Source organism: Syntrophales bacterium, from assembly GCA_030655775.1.
Classification (GTDB): Bacteria; Desulfobacterota; Syntrophia; order Syntrophales; family JADFWA01; genus JAUSPI01.
The window spans coordinates 19,308-36,753 of record JAUSPI010000096.1; the positions used below are offsets into that span (position 1 = coordinate 19,308).

A 17,446-nucleotide genomic window follows, 5' to 3' on the forward strand; every position below is an offset into this window, starting at 1 on the left:
ATATCATTTTGCATCATTTAGTTAAACCTTCAATTTCTTCCGAACTGTAACCAAGGGATTTAAAATCCAGTCGCCCGCCTGCTTTTATATGGCAATCCTTGCAGGTTAAGGCGTCTTTAGCGGGGGCGATACTATGGAACTGCTGGAAGTACATGGGTGACCTTCTTATTATGGCAGAATCATAGCGTCCATTTTGCCATTGATGCATCTGTTTTATCGTGGTGTCCTTTTTTCCTTTACCGCCGGCGCGTGCCACAAATGCTTTTGGGACAGGGTGCCCGTTCGAATATCCGTCAGGATCATCCAGGACTTCAGGGGTGGTCCCGTCATCAAAAAGTATCGTTTCAACTACTGAAAATGGCGTAATACGGCTGTTATCATCTTCGCGACTTCCTGTTGGGTGTGGAATCTCAGTGCACAGCGTATCAGGATTATACCAGGCATATACGGGCTTAAACCCGGCCTTTTTCATGGACTTGTAGCAGTCCACCATATCGTTTATTTGCTGGTTCATCTTTTCAGGTGTCGCCATTCCAAAAAGCTTGGCAATCGGCATCATCCACTGATATTGCTTCATCATTTTTTCCATATCCATTCCCGGGAGCCAGTTGATTTGTTTTGCACCCGGGTATGTTTTCGGGATATGGCAGACCTCGCACGTAATTTTAGGTAAATGTTCATTCAAAGCATCTTTGTTTATACCTTCATGTGGTTCATCGCCATGACAGTCCATACAGGTTTTCATGGTTCCGCGTAATTCAGGTGTGCCTATTGCATCGAGTATTTTACCTTTTCCAATCTGATGATTTTTTGTAATGTGACACTCCTGACACCTCATTCCGGCGGCATAATGAACGTCAGTAGGGCTACCCTTGAACAGGCCGTATCGGGTGCCCCGCTTACCGTTTGTCCGCCAGTGGCAGAAATTACAATTGTCCGGGGCAGGCTTTCCGACACGAAGTTCCACCCCTTCCATAGCTTTTACTGCGATGTCGGACAGATCAAGCTTTTTCATGTTTCCACCCACCTTGGCCCCGGCCATCATCAACGAGGAAAGACGCGCGCCATTGCTCAATACTATTTTACCATACTTATCCATACCCGCAGGTGACTTGCCTAAGCCCTGTCCGCCCTTGTAACCACTCTTTTGGTGGCATATAAGACAGTCAACGTCCATCCCGTACGGCTTTAATACTCCGCCTCCGGGATGGCACTGTGCGCAGAAGATAGCTTCCATCTGCTGCCAGTGTTTCTCAGGCTCAGCCGTCCGGTCCAGATTGGAGAGCGGGTACCATCGAGTGTACATACCTGTATCTACAGCTTCTGAAGGATCGTAAGCAATTTTGCCGTCTTTCGTGATTCGTCCCTGATGCACATGGTAGCTGTTGGTTATTTCCCTGTATTCTTTCTGGTGACAGGCGTAACAAGCCTCAGACCCCTTGTAACCACCGAGCTGTCTGAAAACTAGGCTGTGCATCTCTTCAATGCGAAGCTCTTCTTTATTTGATGGAAAGATGACAGGAGCGAGTCCTGGTGTAGCAATCTGTTTTTTGGAAACACAAGTGACAATCAGGAACAAGGAGGAAAGGCAGAAGAACAGAAAAAAACTTATTTTAATTTGTTTCTTCATAATTGTCCTCATTTAGAAATGTTTGATGTTTCGCTCCGGGGATTCCATGATACATCTGCTTTGAGGTTTAACACCCTGGCAATCGATTCCCAGGGTGTCACCAAAACGGGGCAACGGTTGCTGTCTTTCTGATCAGTATGACAAACAAATAAACCTTTGGGAAACCGAGTACCAAGATAAACATTAGTCACATCGATTCCATCCGTATGTATTGCACCATCGATATGGAAGGTTCCAAGGAACTTATCTTCTCCTCCAAGTTGATAGACTTTAACGGAATTTCGTGACTGATTTGAAACCATCAAATAACCTTCTCCGGCATGTGATTTATAAATAGTAAGACCTTCTACATCAAACATCAAACCGTTCTTCCAGGTTTTTATTATAAGTTCTCCCGGTGTTGGATCACCCGGTTCAGCACCGACTTTCCAGACACCTGTATCTTCCTGAGCAATGTAAAGGGCACACGATTCATCGTCAGCAACGGTACCTTCACAGCCTGCCAGATCCCACTGGCGAACTTTTCTTCCGGATATCTTACCTTTACCATCGTCGAACAACTCAAACTGTTCAATCCCGCCGGTGCCTTTATTCTCCGTAGTTTTTATAAAATAAAATTTATCTGTTTTCTGACTGTGATACAACGTACCGCCGACTCCTTCACCCGTGGCAATCGAGTTGTCATCGACCCTTCTTAATTGGCGAGTTTCCGGTTCGATGGCGAAAACAATGATCCTGTCCCCTTTTTTTCGCTGCAGATATGCCACTATATCTACTTTTTTACCTCCAAGCGGAAAACCATACCTCACATCAATGTTTCCGGGTTTCGGCATTGATAACACCTGAAGAACGCTACCCTCAAGATCATACACAAAAATCTTTTCCGCTGCCTTGTCCGCAGTTATGATAGTACTCTTCGAAGATTCTGTGGGATGAATCCAGATACACATATCATCCTGGTCGATGGAACCTTCCGCAAGCAGCTTCATCGTTGGTGTTATTGTATTGGTACTTTCAGGGTGAAAGAGATACCATGTGGTCGCAAAATAAACGGTTGCAACAAAGAATAATACAACTAATAGACCTTTAACGTTTCTGAAATTTAAGGTTTTTAGTGCCTTCATTGAGTCTGTTAAACATTTGGAATTATGAAGTTTTTTCTGGTTACCCGGTTAGGTTAATGGTTTCCATTCTTCTGAGTGATAATCGTAGGCTATCAAATTACCTGCATGCAAGTCATACAGCCAACCGTGAATTATCAACTTACCATTGCTTGCTGCCTCGCGTACGCAGCTGTATGTCTGGAGATTTTCTATCTGCAACAATACATTTGCCTTGATCATTTCCAGATGCCGTTCTTCCTCTGGTATTTCAGAAGTCTCCAGTCTGGCACGCGCCGGTCGTGCCAGTTCCAACCAGCGAGCAATGTGTGGTTCGCGCGCCATATCGATATCTTCATCCAGGGCCTTGATGCCTCCGCACTCGGTATGCCCGCATATCACGATGTGTGGAACGCCAAGGTGCAGAACTGCATATTCGATCACTGCGCCTACGGCATCGCCAGTCGTACCAAAAGGTGGCACCACGTTGGCTATGTTTCGCATCACAAACAACTCCCCCGCCTCAGCTCCGGTAATCTGTTCCGGAATAATCCGCGAGTCGGAGCAACCTATCCAGAGCACCTTGGGATTCTGGCCTTCTTCAGCTAACCGAACAAACACATCTTGCTCAGCTGCAAATTTCTCCTTGAATCGATGATAACCGGATAATACTTTGTCAATAGGCATAGTTTCCCCCATAATTTATTTTGACCGGGAGCGCATCCCGCAAGCCCCGCCTTGTAGGCGGGGTCAAGGGGCGCAATATAATTAAATTATTCCTTGCCGGGAAGCCCCGCCCTGTGGGCGGGGAGCTTCACAAGTTCGTAAAAAGTCTTTTTTTGTCACCCTGAATTTATTTCAGGGTCTCTAACTTACTGAAATGATTAGATGCTGAAACAAGTGAGATCCTGAAACAAGTTCAGGATGACAAATGGTGCAGTTTATGACTTTTCACGAGACCATCAAATCATATATTGCCCTAATTGCAATAGGCATCAATAGCATAAATTGCATTGATAATAACTTTTGAATTCGTTTTGATAACGAACTCGCTCAATCCTTGTTCTGAATCAGGGTTTCCCCAGTCATACGTGTAACCAAGCTGTGTCCATGGATATGCATCGTGCCTTGGGTTTTCACTTTGGAAATACTGTGCAGCCCGCAGTTCATTGAACCACTTGCGATACCATGACTCGGTGTTATCAGGGAGGATAAGGCCGGCAGTGGTATCATCAATTTCATTGTCAGCGGCTGGTCGAAAAAGGTGTTCGGGGTTGACCCAGAATTCTACAAATGCGACGACTTTAGCATTGGGAGCAAGCCCGATAAGCTGGCGCAATCGCATTGTCAGATCATTTCCGGCAAAATCATATTTCCTGCATAGTTTTTGTATCTCAGGAACAGCGGTAACCCAGATATAATAATCCATAGTGTTGTATCGTTTGCCGACGCTGTCCTTGTAATAGGAAATATCCCCGACGAGAGAGATCATAAGGACATGAGGAATACCGTCAAAAACCTTCCATGCCAATTTCGGGTTGTCCTGGACTATAGGTGTTAGATTGTCGACAATTTCACCGGGCTCCGGATTGATGGCATCTTTGATAGCATCATTATAAGCCTTTGGCCAAACTGTGACTGATTCGCGAGAACTTCGAATCTTTGCCTGGCCTGAAATGCTCACACAGGAGGTGAGCAGAAAGAGGAGAACTAAACAGAATGAAAGTACGCGGCACTTTTTTCTTATTAGTGAAGGATTGGAATAACCGCAATGTGCCTTATTTTTTTGCCCATGGCAATTCTTTGCTCGGACCATAAGTATGTTCGTCTTCTACATGAAAGTTACGTTTTGAATGTTATAAGCTACGTGGCTGTTTCGGTTTTCTCTAATTTATACTGATGGTACAGCAGTATAAATCCTATTATAGGCAATAAAATGTCAGTCCAGAAGATGATACCCGCATTTCCTGGAGAAAAGTTATGGGCTTTAACCATTTGGTAGACGTGTCCTCCGGCAGCACCCCAGAGGAAAAAGGCCGGTGCAGTTACCGCAGCGGCCCGGAAACCAAGTCCGGCTCGAAATGCGATTAACCCCACGACTCCAAATCCCAAACTAGCAAAACCAACTTCATACTGAAAAGGACTGTTTCCCCAGCCGATGAACGCAGCCGACATTTCAGCAAAGAAGACATGGCAAACAAAATTATAGATATGACCAATCCCAATGCTAAAGAGAAGAAAATAAGAGAAAATGGCCTCAACGATGATTTTTTTATGCAGTGGTTTTGTGTTTTTTACCAGTGAAACAAGGGAACAGAGCAGGCCAATTACCAGGAATGTGAGTGTGAAATTACGAAGAGCAAACTCGACAAGACTATCAATCATAGAAAGCTCCTTTAGTTTATATTAAAACTGAACATCTTCTGTAATCACCAGATGGCGAGGAATATCGTTCCGGTGGAGCACATTCCTGGACATTTCTGCGGTTCGTAGTTTGAGTAAGTAAGTTACTTATCTGGAAATAGTAGAAGAGACAATTAAAGCCCCGATTACTGCGCCGATAATAATCCCTGTCCAGGGATTCGAAGTCATGGCTCAGGTGCTTCCGGAGCACTTGCCGGCATATCCTATGATACCGCCAATCACGGCACCTGCAATTCCTCCGATGATGTATCTGGTTATCATCATAATTCCCTCTTGGCGATTAGTCGATTAGATAGTAGAATTCCAAAATCTTCGGAAGCAAATTTCTGTCATTCGGAATCATTGTTACCATTTCATCTTTTACCCATTTATAATTCCGGAACGCCCGATGGAATAAGACAGACAACGATTAGCAAATCCTTCCCTGAATTTCTTATTTGATGTTCTTCACCTTCCGGCATAAAGATGACAGTGCCACGTTGTACCTTTTTCCATTGGTCATTGGTGAGTATTTCGCCTTCCCCGGAGTGAACAAACATTTCATGCTCCCATTCGTGGGAATGCGCTGGCGTATGTCCTCCAGGGGAGATCTCAAAAACACGCATACAGAAATTTTTCGCGCCATCATTCTTTCCGATGGCGACGCGCGCAGTGACACCTTTCATTTTATCGTTGTCAAAATAGGTTGATTCAACTTCGGTATATGGCATTACTTTCATGACATCCTCCAAAAATAATTTTTCATCTGCCGTGAAGCTCGGTGCCGCTGACAAGCAGAAGAATAAAAATTCCATTGAGAGCACAATTACGAGGCGATTCGAGGAGGCCTATTCTTCGCTAATGATTACTTTCTCCATCTTATCGCCCTCCTGGATTGTATCTACAGCCTCTAAGCCCTGTATTACTTTCCCAAAGACTGTATGCCCCCCATTCAAATGTGGCTGAGGCGAATGTGTTATAAAAAATTGACTGCCATTCGTGTTCGGACCGGAATTTGCCATAGAGATCACACCTCGCTCATGGATAAGGGGATTGCCCTTTACCTCATCTCCAAATTGATAACCCGGGCCGCCACGGCCGGTTCCCGTCGGGTCACCTCCCTGGATAACAAAATTACTGATCACCCGATGGAAGGACACTCCATTATAAAACCCCTCCCTGGATAAGAACACAAAATTATTTACTGTTTTGGGTGCATGTTCAGGATAGAGCTCCAGTTCGATAATCCCTTTGCTGGTCTCGATTTGTGCTTTGTATTTCTTCTCTTGATCTATTTACATCTCCGGCGGACTGCTCCATTTCATATCAGACATATTCGATTCCTCCATTCCATTTGTAGTAGTTTTCATGATTCCGCTTAAGATAGCAAATCTTATTAGCAGTTGCAACCCCACGCAACGGCTCACAGGTCTCCAGAAATCAGCGATAACAGAAAGTCCGAAGTGCGCAGAAGCATCATACTGTGGGTCTGTTAGTGGCCATGTGGCGGCCGCCGTCAACGTTTAGCAGTGTGCCGGTAATCCAGGAGCTCTGTTCGGATGCAAAGAAAAGGGCGGCGTCTGCGATGTCGTCGGGTTTTCCATTTCTCCCCATCGGATGCAGAGAGCGGAACGTGTCCCAGAACTCCTGAACGTTCTCATTGCCCACGGCAGGAGCGGCCAATTCTGTATCTTCGACAAGTGCCGGAAGAATACAGTTAACCCGGATGTTATCCAGCGCATTCTCCATCGCGGCTGTCTGCGATATTACCTGCAGTGCCGCCTTGGACGCACAGTAGATGCCCGCAGCCGGAAACGCCTTGATTCCGGCGATTGAGGAGATATTGATAATGGAGCCGCCTCCCGCCTTTTTCATGTAGGGCAAGACATGGACTATAAGCCGCCACGGCCCCCATGTGTTAGTTTTCATCATCAGGTCCCAGTCGGACATCGGTGTTTCACCGAGCTTTCCGAACCGCATAACCCCGGCATTATTTACGAGAATATCGATCCTGCCCGTTTTTTCGGCGGCAACAGAAAGCAGGCGTTTGATATCCTCTTCAACCGTCATGTCGGCCGGGACGCTCAGAATGCGTTCGCCGTGGGGCGAGATCGCCTTCGAACTCTCAACTAATTTGTCGTTACGCCTGCCCGCAATCGCTACGAACGCACCCTCATCGTGGAAACGTTTTGCTATGGCGCGGCCGATTCCCGTGCCGCCCCCTGTAATAACCGCTGTTTTATTATCAAGTTGTCCCATTTTACCCTCCTCATCTAAGGTCGAGTGTGGCGAGTATTTCGAGCCACTTATCATATACCGTTATTAAATAGTCGAATCGGGTCCGCTCGGAGATTCGGAAGAGGCATTATTGAAGCTCCCCGACTGTTAAGGAAATTTGTTGATTTTATTCGCTCGCTAACCCCGCCGCAAGCAGCGGGGAACGAAGTAATTCGAAGAATAATGCACTCGCTGTTCAGCTCAATTCGTCGGGAAGAGACGTATATGAGCTGGATAAAGCGGTATATATTTTTATAAGAAACGACAGCCGCAGTATATGGAACAAAAAGAAATTCCACAATATCTTTCTTACCTTGTTGGATTATCTATCCTTTCCTCAAATTATTCATTGATTACATTTTAACCTTCATGTTATATTTTTGAGCATAATGGCGCAGACTCCGATGATAAAGAGAAAGAAGACACGACCCATATACGTTGGCGATGTCCAGGTGGGCGGTGATGCACCCATTGTTGTTCAGTCAATGACGTGTACCGATACCAGGGATGTCAAGGCAACCGTTGACCAGATCAGAAGGCTTGAGGATGCTGGCTGTGAAATAATACGGGTGGCCGTCCCCGACAGGGAGGCGGCCGAGGCTCTGGCGGATATCAGAAAAGCTATGAGTGTTCCCCTGATAGCGGACATTCATTTCAATCACCTGCTTGCTCTGGAAGCGATTAAAAACGGGGTTGACGGAATCAGGATAAATCCCGGTAATATCAGCAAGGATAAAATAAAAGAAGTCATCTCAGAAGCCGGTAAGAGAGATATAGTGATCCGCATAGGTATCAATGCGGGGTCTCTTGAGAAAGAAGTACTGTCAAAATATGGCGGTCCGACATCTGAAGCCCTGGTGGAAAGCGCCCTCAATAATATCGCTCTCTTTGAGGAGATAGGTTTTACTTCCATCAAGGTATCATTGAAGTCATCGGACGTTCCCACAATGGTGGAGTCCTATCGTTTGATATCGGAAAAGACAGATTATCCTCTACATCTCGGTGTGACTGAGGCGGGGAGTATCGTCAATTCCAGTGTCAAATCATCCATAGGTATCGGGCTCCTTTTATATGAAGGAATTGGAGATACCATCAGGGTTTCTATAACCGGTGATCCTGTAGCCGAGGTGGACGTTGCCTATAAGATACTCAGGGCATTGAATATCAGAAGGGTAGGGCCGGACATTATATCCTGTCCGACCTGCGGGCGTTGCGAGATTGATCTTTTCAGGCTGGTTGAAGAGGTGGAAGAGAAACTGGCCGGCATGAAGGAGTATCTGAAGATCGCCATCATGGGGTGTGTGGTTAATGGGCCCGGGGAGGCGGCTGAAGCCGACATAGGTATTGCCGGTGGTCGTGGTTTTGGCATGCTTTTTAAAAAGGGCGAGGCAGTAAGGAAGATAAGAGAAGAAGAATTTGTTGATGTATTACTCGATGAGATAAAGAGTGAAGTTTTAAAGCGGGGCTAAAGCCCTGCACCACGTCTATTTTGACAGGTTCGTAAAAAGTTTTGTCACCCTGAATTCATTTCAGGGTCTCAATCATTGGAATAATTAGATCCTGAGACAAGTGAGATCCTGAAACAAGTTCAGGATGACAAAGAATCGGTTTCATGACTTTTTACGAGACCATCTATTTTTCAGTTGAAGGAGAAGCGATGCGTTATTCTGAGATGTTCTTGCCGACGGAAAGGGAAATACCTTCCGATGCAGAGGTTGTCAGTCATAGGCTCATGTTACGGTCTGGAATGATAAGAAAGTTGACCAGCGGAATTTATTCTTATCTTCCTCTGGGGTACAGGGTAATCAGAAAGGTGGAGCAGATTGTACGGGAAGAGATGAACAGATTTGGCGCGCAGGAGGTGTTTCTTCCTGCCGTCCAGCCGGCTGAACTCTGGCAGGAATCCGGCCGCTGGCAGCAGTATGGCAAAGAACTTTTACGGTTCAAGGATCGCAATGACAGAGAATTCTGTATCGGTCCGACCCATGAGGAGGTAATAACCGATCTTGTGCGCAATGAGCTAAAGACCTACCGCCAGCTTCCCAAAAATCTCTATCAGATACAGACAAAATTTCGTGATGAGATAAGGCCGAGGTTCGGGGTCATGCGGTGCCGGGAATTTAGTATGAAGGATGCCTACAGCTTCGATGCGGATGAAGAAGGCGCCGAGATAAGTTATAATAAAATGTTTGAAGCCTACAGCAGAATTTTCAGCCGATGCGGTCTTGAATTCAGGGCGGTGGAAGCGGATACCGGAAACATAGGGGGCAGTTTTTCTCATGAATTTATGGTGCTTGCCGATTCGGGAGAGGATGGCCTGGTTTTTTGCAGTTTCTGTACCTATGCGGCAAATATGGAGAAAGCTGAAGTCGCCATGCCGGAGAAAGCGGCAGTTGAAAAATCAGGGTTTTTACCTCTTGAAGAAGTGTATACCCCTGAGGTGAGAACGATCGAGGAAGTTTCTGCTTTTCTCGATGTTGTTCCGCGGGAAATTGTAAAGACATTGATATTTCTGGTTGATGGATCGCCGATTGCCGTTCTTATAAAGGGAGATGAGGATGTAAACGAGGCAAAGCTTAGAAATTATCTAAAGTGTGATTCTCTTGAACTGGCGACTGACGATATTATTAAAGAAGTTACCGGTTCTCCCAGGGGGTTTGCCGGACCTATCAACATAAAATCGAAGATTATCGCCGACTATTCTTTTATAAATATGACTAATTGTGTCGTTGGAGCAAATAGAGAGAATTATCATGTAAAGAATGCCAATATCGGCAGGGATTTTGAGGTGAAGGAATTTGCCGATTTGAGGCTTGTCAAGGAGACGGACAGATGCCCCCGCTGTGAGAGTCCTCTCAAGTTTGTGAGGGGTATCGAGGTGGGTCATGTCTTCAAATTGGGGACAAAATACAGCGAAGCAATGAGGGCTACCTACCTCGATAAAGATGGTAAAGAGAAGTATATGATTATGGGGTGTTATGGAATAGGTATTGGGAGGACGGCTGCGGCAAGCATCGAGCAGAATTACGATGATAACGGAATTATATGGCCTGTTTCGATAGCTCCCTTTCAAGTTATTATAACGCCCGTAAATGTGAAAAATAATGACCTTTTAAAGACAGCCGAGAAACTATATGAAAATCTCATGGGGAAGGGAATTGAAGCTATTCTCGATGATAGAGACGAAAGACCGGGAGTGAAATTCAACGACGCCGATCTGATAGGGATTCCACTCAGAATTACCATCGGTCCAAAGAAGCTTGCAGAGGGCAGGGTAGAGGTTAAGATCAGAAAGACCGGTGAGGTTAAAATATTTTTACTGGATGAAGTAGAAGAGTTTGTCGTAAATTGGGTGCAGGAAGAAATTGGAAAACAGGAGTCAGGAGTCGGGAGCCAGGAGTCAGAATAAAAATGATGGTACGTATAACCGACATCACAGATAAGGCTCAGAAATATCTCTTTCCGGCTGATCTGGAGATGATAGAGAAGGCGTATATTTTTTGCGCTTCTGTCCACAAGGGACAGGTTCGCCTGTCCGGAGAACCTTATCTCAGACATCCTCTGGAAGTGGCAGGAATCCTGGTCGATCTGAACCTGGATTCATCAGCCATAGTGACCGGTTTGCTCCATGACACGGTGGAGGATACCCTGGTGACCCTTAAGCAAGTAGAGGAGGCATTTGGAAAGGAAGTTGCCTTCCTCGTCGACGGCCTGACCAAGATAAGCAAAATAACTTTTGGAAGCAGAGAGGAACAGCAGGCAGAAAATTTCAGGAAGATGATTCTGGCGATGTCTTCCGATATCAGGGTACTTCTTATTAAATTGGCAGACAGGATTCACAATATGAGGACCCTCGAGTTTCAGACTCCGGAAAAGCAGCAGTTTATCGCCAGAGAGACTCTCGAGTTATATGCGCCGCTGGCTAATCGCCTTGGTATTAACTGGATGAAAACGGAGATGGAGGATCTTTCATTCAGATACCTCTATCCCGAAGAGTACCACGATCTGGCAAAGCTGGTCGTAAAAGGAAGAGACAAGAGGAAAAAGTATGCTGAAGAGGTAAAAACCATAATACAAAAGGAGATGGCGAGTTTCGGGCTGAAATGTAAGGTCGAGGGCAGAGCAAAGCATTTTTACGGTATATTCAAAAAGATGGAGGAGCAGTATATAAGTTTTGATGAGGTCTATGATCTTACGGCCTTCAGGACAATACTTGATTCCAATAGGGAAAAGGAATGTTATGAGGTGCTGAGCGTTGTTCATTCCCTCTGGAAACCGGTCCCCGGGCGCTTTAAGGATTATATCGCTATGCCCAAGGCGAATAATTATCAATCTCTCCACACAACAGTTATAGGTCCGTACGGCGAAAGGGTGGAGGTCCAGATCAGGACTATGGCGATGCACGAGTGGGCTGAAAAGGGCATAGCGGCTCACTGGAGATATAAGGAGGGGGTATTACCTAAAGAGGGTGAGGGAGATCAGATCGGGAAGATACGAGAACTACTTGAGGTTCAGCAGGAGCTCAAGGATCCCCGGGAGTTTATGGCGAATCTGAAACTTGCCCTTTTCCCGGATGAGGTTTATGTTTTTACTCCTCGTGGTGATGTAAAGTCTTTTCCCAAAGGAGCCACTCCTATAGATTTTGCTTACAGCATTCATACAGATGTTGGCAATCAGTGTACGGGAGCCAAGGTCAACAGAAGCATTGTCCCCCTGAGATATAAACTTCAAAATGGCGATACCGTAGAGATTATAACCCAGCAGGGACATCATCCAAGTAAGGATTGGCTGAAATATGTTGCTACATCAAGAGCAATATCGAAGATAAAGGACTGGATAAAGATCGAAGAGCGCAAAAGGAGCATCGAGATCGGTAAAAATGTCCTTGAAAAAGAGCTTAAAAAACATAAGCTTAAGTTAAGCCAGGTTCTCAAATCTGATGAAATTAAGAAAATTTATAAGGAATATTCGATAAGTACAGTTGATGATCTGATGGCGAGCGTAGGTTACGGGAAAATGTCTGCCAAGTATATATCTCACCGTTTCTTGCCTGAGGAAGAAAGAAAAACTGTTGATGTCGACCTGGAAAAGGTAAGGAAAAAACCGAAACAGCCCTCTGCTGCAGGAGTTTCAATTACCGGGATCGATGATGTAATGGTGAGGTTTGCCAGGTGCTGTGATCCCTTGCCCGGTGATAATATTGTAGGTTACATTTCCAGGGGAAGGGGAATTTCCGTTCACATAGCAAATTGTCCCATGGTGCAGGAGATAGATTCTGAGAGATTGATTGATGTTCAATGGAGCATCAAGGAGAAACATGCATACCCGGTTCATATTAGAGTCAACTGCGGTGACAAAAAGGGACTCCTGGCCGAAATCAGTTCCGTTATATCATCTAAAGATGTTAATATAAATAACGCCCAGATTGATACGACTCCGGAAAAGACCGCAACCTGCGATTTTGAAATAGAGGTGAATGATCTGAAACACTTCAAGGAATTGGTTTCAGAGCTCAAAAAACTGAAGAGTGTATTGTCTGTTGAGAGGGTGGGGGGGACGTTTATTAAGCCGGAAAAGAAAAGAATTCATTAAGCCCGAATCTCTCACCACGATACCTGCCTAAAAATTTGGCCTAAAATCAGTTTAATGATTGACAGTTGCTCTTGACTTACTATATGAAGCACAGACGCAAAAGGATGAAGAGTATAATATAAGATGAATAAACTACTTTGCAGAATGACATTTTTTGTTTTATCGGTATTTTTAATCTTTCCGGTGACAGGCGCTTTAGCGAAGAGCAGTCATATCGTTGTTGTGGATCCGGCGCACGGAGGTCGAGATAAAGGTGTAAGTTTATCTGAAAATGTGTCTGAAAAAGATGTAACCCTTGCAATTGCCAGGTTGCTGAAAAAGGATCTGGATAGATCAAAAAACATAAAAGTTTTGCTTACAAGAACAACCAATGAGAATGTTTCTATTTCAGATAGGGTTAAAATTGCAAAAAAAGCGGGTACTGATGTATTTATCAGTTTGCATATAAATGCAGGTTTCGGAAGGAAATCAAGCGGGTTTGAGGTGTATTTCCCCGGTTTTGATTCCGCTACAGGCAAAAACACTTCTAATGAAATTCTGAAAGATATGGTTACAACGGAATATCTTAATGAAGGCGTTAAATTTGCTCAGATTATTCAGAAAAATATGGGTAAAATATTTTCACGGAAGGATAGAGGGCTTCGAAGTGCACCTATTCTTGTTCTTGAGGGTTTGACTGTTCCGGCGGTTGTTCTGGAGATTGGTTTTGCCACAAATACCAAAGATAAAAAGAAATTACTGGATAAAGCTACACAAAAATCTATTGCAAGGGCACTTGCTAAGAGCGTAGAGGAATTCTTTAAATATACAGGCGCAAAGTGACAAAGGCACAAAGGCACAAAGAAAGAAGAGAAATCACTTTGTGCCTTTGCAACTATGTGCCTTTGTGCCTCAGACTATCCGGCTTTAGCCGATAGCGTTTTAATTTAGGAGAGATAATGCTAAGGGCCGACGGACGCAAGTGGAATGAGATTCGGGATGTAAGGATCACGAGAGATTTCCTGAAGTATCCGGAAGGATCCGTACTCATTGAGATGGGGGATACCATTGTTCTGTGCACTGCAACGATGGAAGACAGGGTGCCCCCATTTTTGAAGAATTCAGGAAAAGGCTGGTTGACTGCCGAGTATTCTATGTTTCCCACATCCACACAGACAAGAAACACCAGAGAATCTACCAGAGGCAGAATAGGCGGAAGGACTCATGAGATTCAGAGATTGATTGGACGATCTCTTCGAGCGGTTACCGATTTGAATTCTTTTGGTGAGAAAACGATATACATCGACTGTGATGTCATCCAGGCAGACGGCGGGACAAGAACAATATCAATTACCGGCGCCTTTGTTGCCCTGATAGACGCATTTCGCAGATGGAAAGAGGAAGGAATAGTTGATAGAATTCCTGTCAGGGATTTTGTTTCTGCTGTCAGTGTCGGGATCGTGGATGGTGAGCTCCTCCTCGATTTAGAATATGAAGAAGATTCAGCAGCCCAGGTAGATATGAATTTTGTTATGACAAAAGGCGGCCTTATTATAGAGGTTCAGGGGACTGCCGAGGAGTTTCCCTTTGCCCGGAATTTATTGGATGAGATGACAGACCTTGCCACCAAGGGCATTGCTGATCTTACTAAAAAACAGATGGAGCTACTGGGAGATTTAGACTAAAAACCTAACCCCCGAACCTGAAATTAGAATTAGAGGAATCAAACTGACAAGAATTGTTTTTGCCACAAAAAACAAGGGAAAAATAAGAGAACTTAAAGCAATGCTTGAAGGGTTCAATGTCAAATTTATTTCCCTTGATGAGTATCCGGATCTGCCTGAAATTGTAGAGGATGGGAAGACATTCTTTGAAAATGCGCTAAAGAAGGCGAAAGCGGTTTCTGAATATACCGGTGAAATTGTTCTTGCAGATGATTCCGGTCTTGAGGTCGATTTTCTCGGAGGGAGACCGGGTGTTTGTTCTTCGAGGTATGCCGGTCCCGATGCGACGGATGAGAACAATATTGAAAAGCTTCTCGAAGAATTGAAGGGTGTCCCGATAAACAAGAGAGATGCTTCTTTTGTGTGTGCACTTGTTCTCTATCGGCCGGACGGAACTTTTGAGTCGTTTGAGGGGAAATGGAGCGGAAAGATCGGCCATGAACCGGCAGGAACAGCCGGATTCGGCTATGATCCGGTATTTGTAGTAGCTGAATGTGGTATGACCGTCGCTCAGCTTTCCCCGGAAATGAAAAATACAATGAGCCACAGGGCGAAGGCCCTGAATGAGCTTAAAAAAAGTTTGGAAAAATGGGTTAAGGCCTGAATGTCTTGGTTAGTAGACTCTCAACTTCGTCGGGGTGTGGCGCAGCCTGGCAGCGCGCATGCTTTGGGAGCATGATGTCGCAGGTTCAAATCCTGCCACCCCGACCATTTATATCAACCGATCAGGTGCTGTTATTTACAGCACCTTTTTTTGTCTGCTTTAGCCTTCGAGGTATCCCTTTCCCGGCATCAGACGGCATTGGACGAGAATGTCCCCCGTTGCCCCTATAATATCGGCGGGGAGCCGAACCTTTCCGTGCAGCATCGGCCCGTAGGCCGCTATCGCGTCAGGTCCGAAGGCAAAGAAATGATCGATGGCCTTGTTGGCATTGGTGAATGGATTACCGTAGGTCAGTGGCTCTACAAGGGCAAAGACCGCGTTGACGGCGGTGGTGAGCCGGTCGGAAATTTCTCCCGCCGCCTCCCTGTCACCGCTTTCGAGCCTTTCGATCAGCGTATTGAGTTCCCGTGCAAAACAGTTGGCTGTACTTAGCAGAAAGCCGTCGTACGGGCCGGTGACGTCTTTTAGCCATTTCGCATAGTCGCCCTCGGCGCCTCGAACCATGAAGATCCCTTCCTTGTCTAAATCGGATAGAGCAATGCGATCCTGGCCGCTCGAGTCCTTGAAGAGGATTACATTGGCATAGCGCTGCCCGAGCCCCGCAAACGTCGCCGGCTCCATTTCGTTTTCCGTCACCTGGGGTAGTTGATACAGGGCCGTCGGGAGTCCAAGATCGAGAATCGCGGAAAGCCCGGCCGTGATTTCAGACTGCGTCAGCGTCTTGCCCGCTGGAGGGCAAACGGTGAAACCGCAGATATGTTTATCCTTGAGAATACGGGTCACTTCATCGGGGCTTTGCTTACGCACATCCACTCCAAGTATGTCCGAAATTGTTCGGATCATGATTTCGGTCTCGCTCTTCAAAACACCGAGCAGGAGATGGATGCCATATTTTTGAGCCTGCCGGACGGCGAAATCCGAAACATCAAGCGTCTGCTTATCATCCAGCACCCACCCATCACCGGTTGATCCGGGGACAAGATAGCCTTTTACCGCAGGGGCTATATGGCTGAAATGGCTGGACATGCGGTCAAAATCGATGCTGCCGTCATCGCGATAGTGCGTCAGCAGCGGGCACCACAAACGGGGGACGCCGGCGGGAAAGAGCCCCGCAATGATTTTTTTCCGCATCTCTGAAATGCTATCCATGAAAATCTCCTTTCAGGATCGGTGACAATTATCAAGGTGGTTATTCAGGCATGTTTGCCTGTACCCCATTATCATCAGTATTTAAGATTTAAGATGTGTCCCTCTCAGACACTTTTCTTCAATGGGTCAAACGTAGACTTAACTCCTCACTCTTTGGAGTCCTTTTTCCGTCAAAGCATATGTTCCTCGTTTAACGCGCCGAAGGTCACCTGCTTGTCGCATATTAGATAGATGGCTTCTCACCTGATGTTGGTATGCCGGTCGGCCTCCGTAGACCGTTTCTCTCAAGTCATTTTCATTCAAGGTGATGAATTTGCCGCTCTCTAACTCTGCGTATATCTCCTTTGTATTGCCGGATCCACCTCTCGCTTCAATACTTCTCAATATGGCGATCTCCCATACATTCATTTCACTTTCCTACTTTTTAATAAAGTTAAGCTGCTTGCGGGCGACTCTGCAAGACAATCTTTAGAGCCTTGTTGGGTTCCTTTTTTGTCGTTGTTTTCTGGCAATCAATAAATTGCAGCAAATGAGTCAAGGGCAGGCTTGACCCCTTGTACTTTATAGTATATCGAAATCTAAGTTTTCCCAAATATCGGGAGATGTGACTCTAAACTTCTTTTTGTCGCTTTTTCCGTTTTCGCATCCCACTCTTATCTCAACTTCGTAATCCCCCGGTAATAGATATGCTTGATTTCTTCTTAAAGAACCCGATAAGGCAAGCGGCATTGCAATCCAACAACCGTTTATTTGCTGGTCTTGCTGAGTAAATGCAACATCTAATCTTCTAGCGTGAGTTTATTAAGCACATGGGCATAAACGTGTATAACATAACGAAAATATAAGCATAAATAGGCAGATTATTTGTATACACTGAAAGGTATTTTGGTTCTCAATTTCATTTCCGTTAAATTCATGCCCCTGGCAA

At 45.4% G+C, this 17,446-nt stretch carries 16 protein-coding genes and 1 tRNA gene; 7 read left to right on the forward strand and 10 right to left on the reverse strand.

The features are described from left to right. Positions 1-13: 13 nt before the first annotated feature. From Q7J27_04910 to Q7J27_04945, 8 genes are all read right to left on the reverse strand, one after another. Entirely contained in the window at positions 14-1,630 is a 1,617-nt protein-coding gene (locus tag Q7J27_04910; GenBank protein ID MDO9528486.1) for a hypothetical protein, read from the reverse strand. 8 nt (positions 1,631-1,638) lie between these two features. Further along, entirely contained in the window at positions 1,639-2,754 is a 1,116-nt protein-coding gene (locus Q7J27_04915; GenBank protein MDO9528487.1) for a phytase, read from the reverse strand. Between the two features lie 48 nt (positions 2,755-2,802). Continuing rightward, the gene (locus tag Q7J27_04920) at positions 2,803-3,417 is read right to left on the reverse strand and encodes a carbonic anhydrase (protein MDO9528488.1); all 615 of its coding nucleotides are present in this window, start codon (positions 3,415-3,417) and stop codon (positions 2,803-2,805) included. A 292-nt stretch (positions 3,418-3,709) separates the two neighbouring features. After that, a complete protein-coding gene (locus Q7J27_04925; GenBank protein MDO9528489.1) occupies positions 3,710-4,546 on the reverse strand; it encodes a hypothetical protein in 837 nt (278 codons plus the stop codon). 47 nt (positions 4,547-4,593) lie between these two features. Then, complete coding sequence (locus Q7J27_04930) at positions 4,594-5,115, reverse strand: hypothetical protein (protein MDO9528490.1); 522 nt, start codon at positions 5,113-5,115, stop codon at positions 4,594-4,596. Between the two features lie 407 nt (positions 5,116-5,522). Continuing rightward, complete coding sequence (locus tag Q7J27_04935; GenBank protein ID MDO9528491.1) at positions 5,523-5,948, reverse strand: cupin domain-containing protein; 426 nt, start codon at positions 5,946-5,948, stop codon at positions 5,523-5,525. Between the two features lie 33 nt (positions 5,949-5,981). After that, positions 5,982-6,398 carry a peptidylprolyl isomerase gene (locus Q7J27_04940; GenBank protein ID MDO9528492.1) on the reverse strand — a complete coding sequence of 139 codons (417 nt, stop codon included), beginning with the start codon at positions 6,396-6,398 and terminating at the stop codon, positions 5,982-5,984. Between the two features lie 211 nt (positions 6,399-6,609). Then, a complete protein-coding gene (locus tag Q7J27_04945; protein MDO9528493.1) occupies positions 6,610-7,392 on the reverse strand; it encodes an SDR family oxidoreductase in 783 nt (260 codons plus the stop codon). Between the two features lie 422 nt (positions 7,393-7,814). Here Q7J27_04945 and ispG point away from each other — a divergent pair, with 422 nt between their 5' ends. The 7 genes from ispG to Q7J27_04980 all read left to right on the forward strand — a co-directional run bounded on the left by ispG (position 7,815) and on the right by Q7J27_04980 (position 15,416). Continuing rightward, positions 7,815-8,879, forward strand: a complete 1,065-nt coding sequence (gene ispG, locus Q7J27_04950) for a flavodoxin-dependent (E)-4-hydroxy-3-methylbut-2-enyl-diphosphate synthase (GenBank protein MDO9528494.1) — start codon at positions 7,815-7,817, stop codon at positions 8,877-8,879. 143 nt (positions 8,880-9,022) lie between these two features. Next, positions 9,023-10,819 (forward strand): proline--tRNA ligase, encoded by a 1,797-nt coding sequence (locus tag Q7J27_04955; GenBank protein MDO9528495.1) that lies wholly within the window; start codon positions 9,023-9,025, stop codon positions 10,817-10,819. 2 nt (positions 10,820-10,821) lie between these two features. Then, positions 10,822-13,002 carry a bifunctional (p)ppGpp synthetase/guanosine-3',5'-bis(diphosphate) 3'-pyrophosphohydrolase gene (locus Q7J27_04960; protein MDO9528496.1) on the forward strand — a complete coding sequence of 727 codons (2,181 nt, stop codon included), beginning with the start codon at positions 10,822-10,824 and terminating at the stop codon, positions 13,000-13,002. A 123-nt stretch (positions 13,003-13,125) separates the two neighbouring features. Then, positions 13,126-13,824: an N-acetylmuramoyl-L-alanine amidase gene (locus Q7J27_04965; protein MDO9528497.1), complete on the forward strand. Its 699-nt coding sequence runs from the start codon at positions 13,126-13,128 to the stop codon at positions 13,822-13,824. A gap of 116 nt (positions 13,825-13,940) precedes the next feature. Beyond that, entirely contained in the window at positions 13,941-14,666 is a 726-nt protein-coding gene (gene rph, locus Q7J27_04970) for a ribonuclease PH (GenBank protein ID MDO9528498.1), read from the forward strand. A gap of 52 nt (positions 14,667-14,718) precedes the next feature. Then, on the forward strand, positions 14,719-15,309 hold the full coding sequence (locus Q7J27_04975; GenBank protein ID MDO9528499.1) for an XTP/dITP diphosphatase: 591 nt from the start codon (positions 14,719-14,721) through the stop codon (positions 15,307-15,309). Positions 15,310-15,339: 30 nt separating this feature from the next. Next, positions 15,340-15,416, forward strand: a tRNA-Pro gene (locus Q7J27_04980). A gap of 52 nt (positions 15,417-15,468) precedes the next feature. Here the strand turns inward: Q7J27_04980 and Q7J27_04985 are convergent. Further along, positions 15,469-16,518, reverse strand: a complete 1,050-nt coding sequence (locus Q7J27_04985) for a dihydrodipicolinate synthase family protein (GenBank protein MDO9528500.1) — start codon at positions 16,516-16,518, stop codon at positions 15,469-15,471. A gap of 138 nt (positions 16,519-16,656) precedes the next feature. Continuing rightward, positions 16,657-16,926 carry a winged helix-turn-helix domain-containing protein gene (locus Q7J27_04990; GenBank protein MDO9528501.1) on the reverse strand — a complete coding sequence of 90 codons (270 nt, stop codon included), beginning with the start codon at positions 16,924-16,926 and terminating at the stop codon, positions 16,657-16,659. Positions 16,927-17,446 lie beyond the last annotated feature (520 nt).

What these genes read in the sequence shown, in the direction of transcription:
- ispG (MDO9528494.1), top strand. Translation starts at nt 7,815, where the DNA reads ATGATAAAGAGAAAGAAGACACGACCCATATACGTTGGCGATGTCCAG.
- Q7J27_04930 (MDO9528490.1), bottom strand. Translation starts at nt 5,115, where the DNA reads ATGATTGATAGTCTTGTCGAGTTTGCTCTTCGTAATTTCACACTCACA.
- rph (MDO9528498.1), top strand. Translation starts at nt 13,941, where the DNA reads ATGCTAAGGGCCGACGGACGCAAGTGGAATGAGATTCGGGATGTAAGG.
- Q7J27_04920 (MDO9528488.1), bottom strand. Translation starts at nt 3,417, where the DNA reads ATGCCTATTGACAAAGTATTATCCGGTTATCATCGATTCAAGGAGAAA.
- Q7J27_04945 (MDO9528493.1), bottom strand. Translation starts at nt 7,392, where the DNA reads ATGGGACAACTTGATAATAAAACAGCGGTTATTACAGGGGGCGGCACG.
- Q7J27_04955 (MDO9528495.1), top strand. Translation starts at nt 9,023, where the DNA reads ATGACTTTTTACGAGACCATCTATTTTTCAGTTGAAGGAGAAGCGATG.
- Q7J27_04915 (MDO9528487.1), bottom strand. Translation starts at nt 2,754, where the DNA reads ATGAAGGCACTAAAAACCTTAAATTTCAGAAACGTTAAAGGTCTATTA.
- Q7J27_04910 (MDO9528486.1), bottom strand. Translation starts at nt 1,630, where the DNA reads ATGAAGAAACAAATTAAAATAAGTTTTTTTCTGTTCTTCTGCCTTTCC.
- Q7J27_04925 (MDO9528489.1), bottom strand. Translation starts at nt 4,546, where the DNA reads ATGGTCCGAGCAAAGAATTGCCATGGGCAAAAAAATAAGGCACATTGC.
- Q7J27_04960 (MDO9528496.1), top strand. Translation starts at nt 10,822, where the DNA reads ATGATGGTACGTATAACCGACATCACAGATAAGGCTCAGAAATATCTC.
- Q7J27_04985 (MDO9528500.1), bottom strand. Translation starts at nt 16,518, where the DNA reads ATGGATAGCATTTCAGAGATGCGGAAAAAAATCATTGCGGGGCTCTTT.
- Q7J27_04990 (MDO9528501.1), bottom strand. Translation starts at nt 16,926, where the DNA reads ATGAATGTATGGGAGATCGCCATATTGAGAAGTATTGAAGCGAGAGGT.
- Q7J27_04935 (MDO9528491.1), bottom strand. Translation starts at nt 5,948, where the DNA reads ATGGAATTTTTATTCTTCTGCTTGTCAGCGGCACCGAGCTTCACGGCA.
- Q7J27_04965 (MDO9528497.1), top strand. Translation starts at nt 13,126, where the DNA reads ATGAATAAACTACTTTGCAGAATGACATTTTTTGTTTTATCGGTATTT.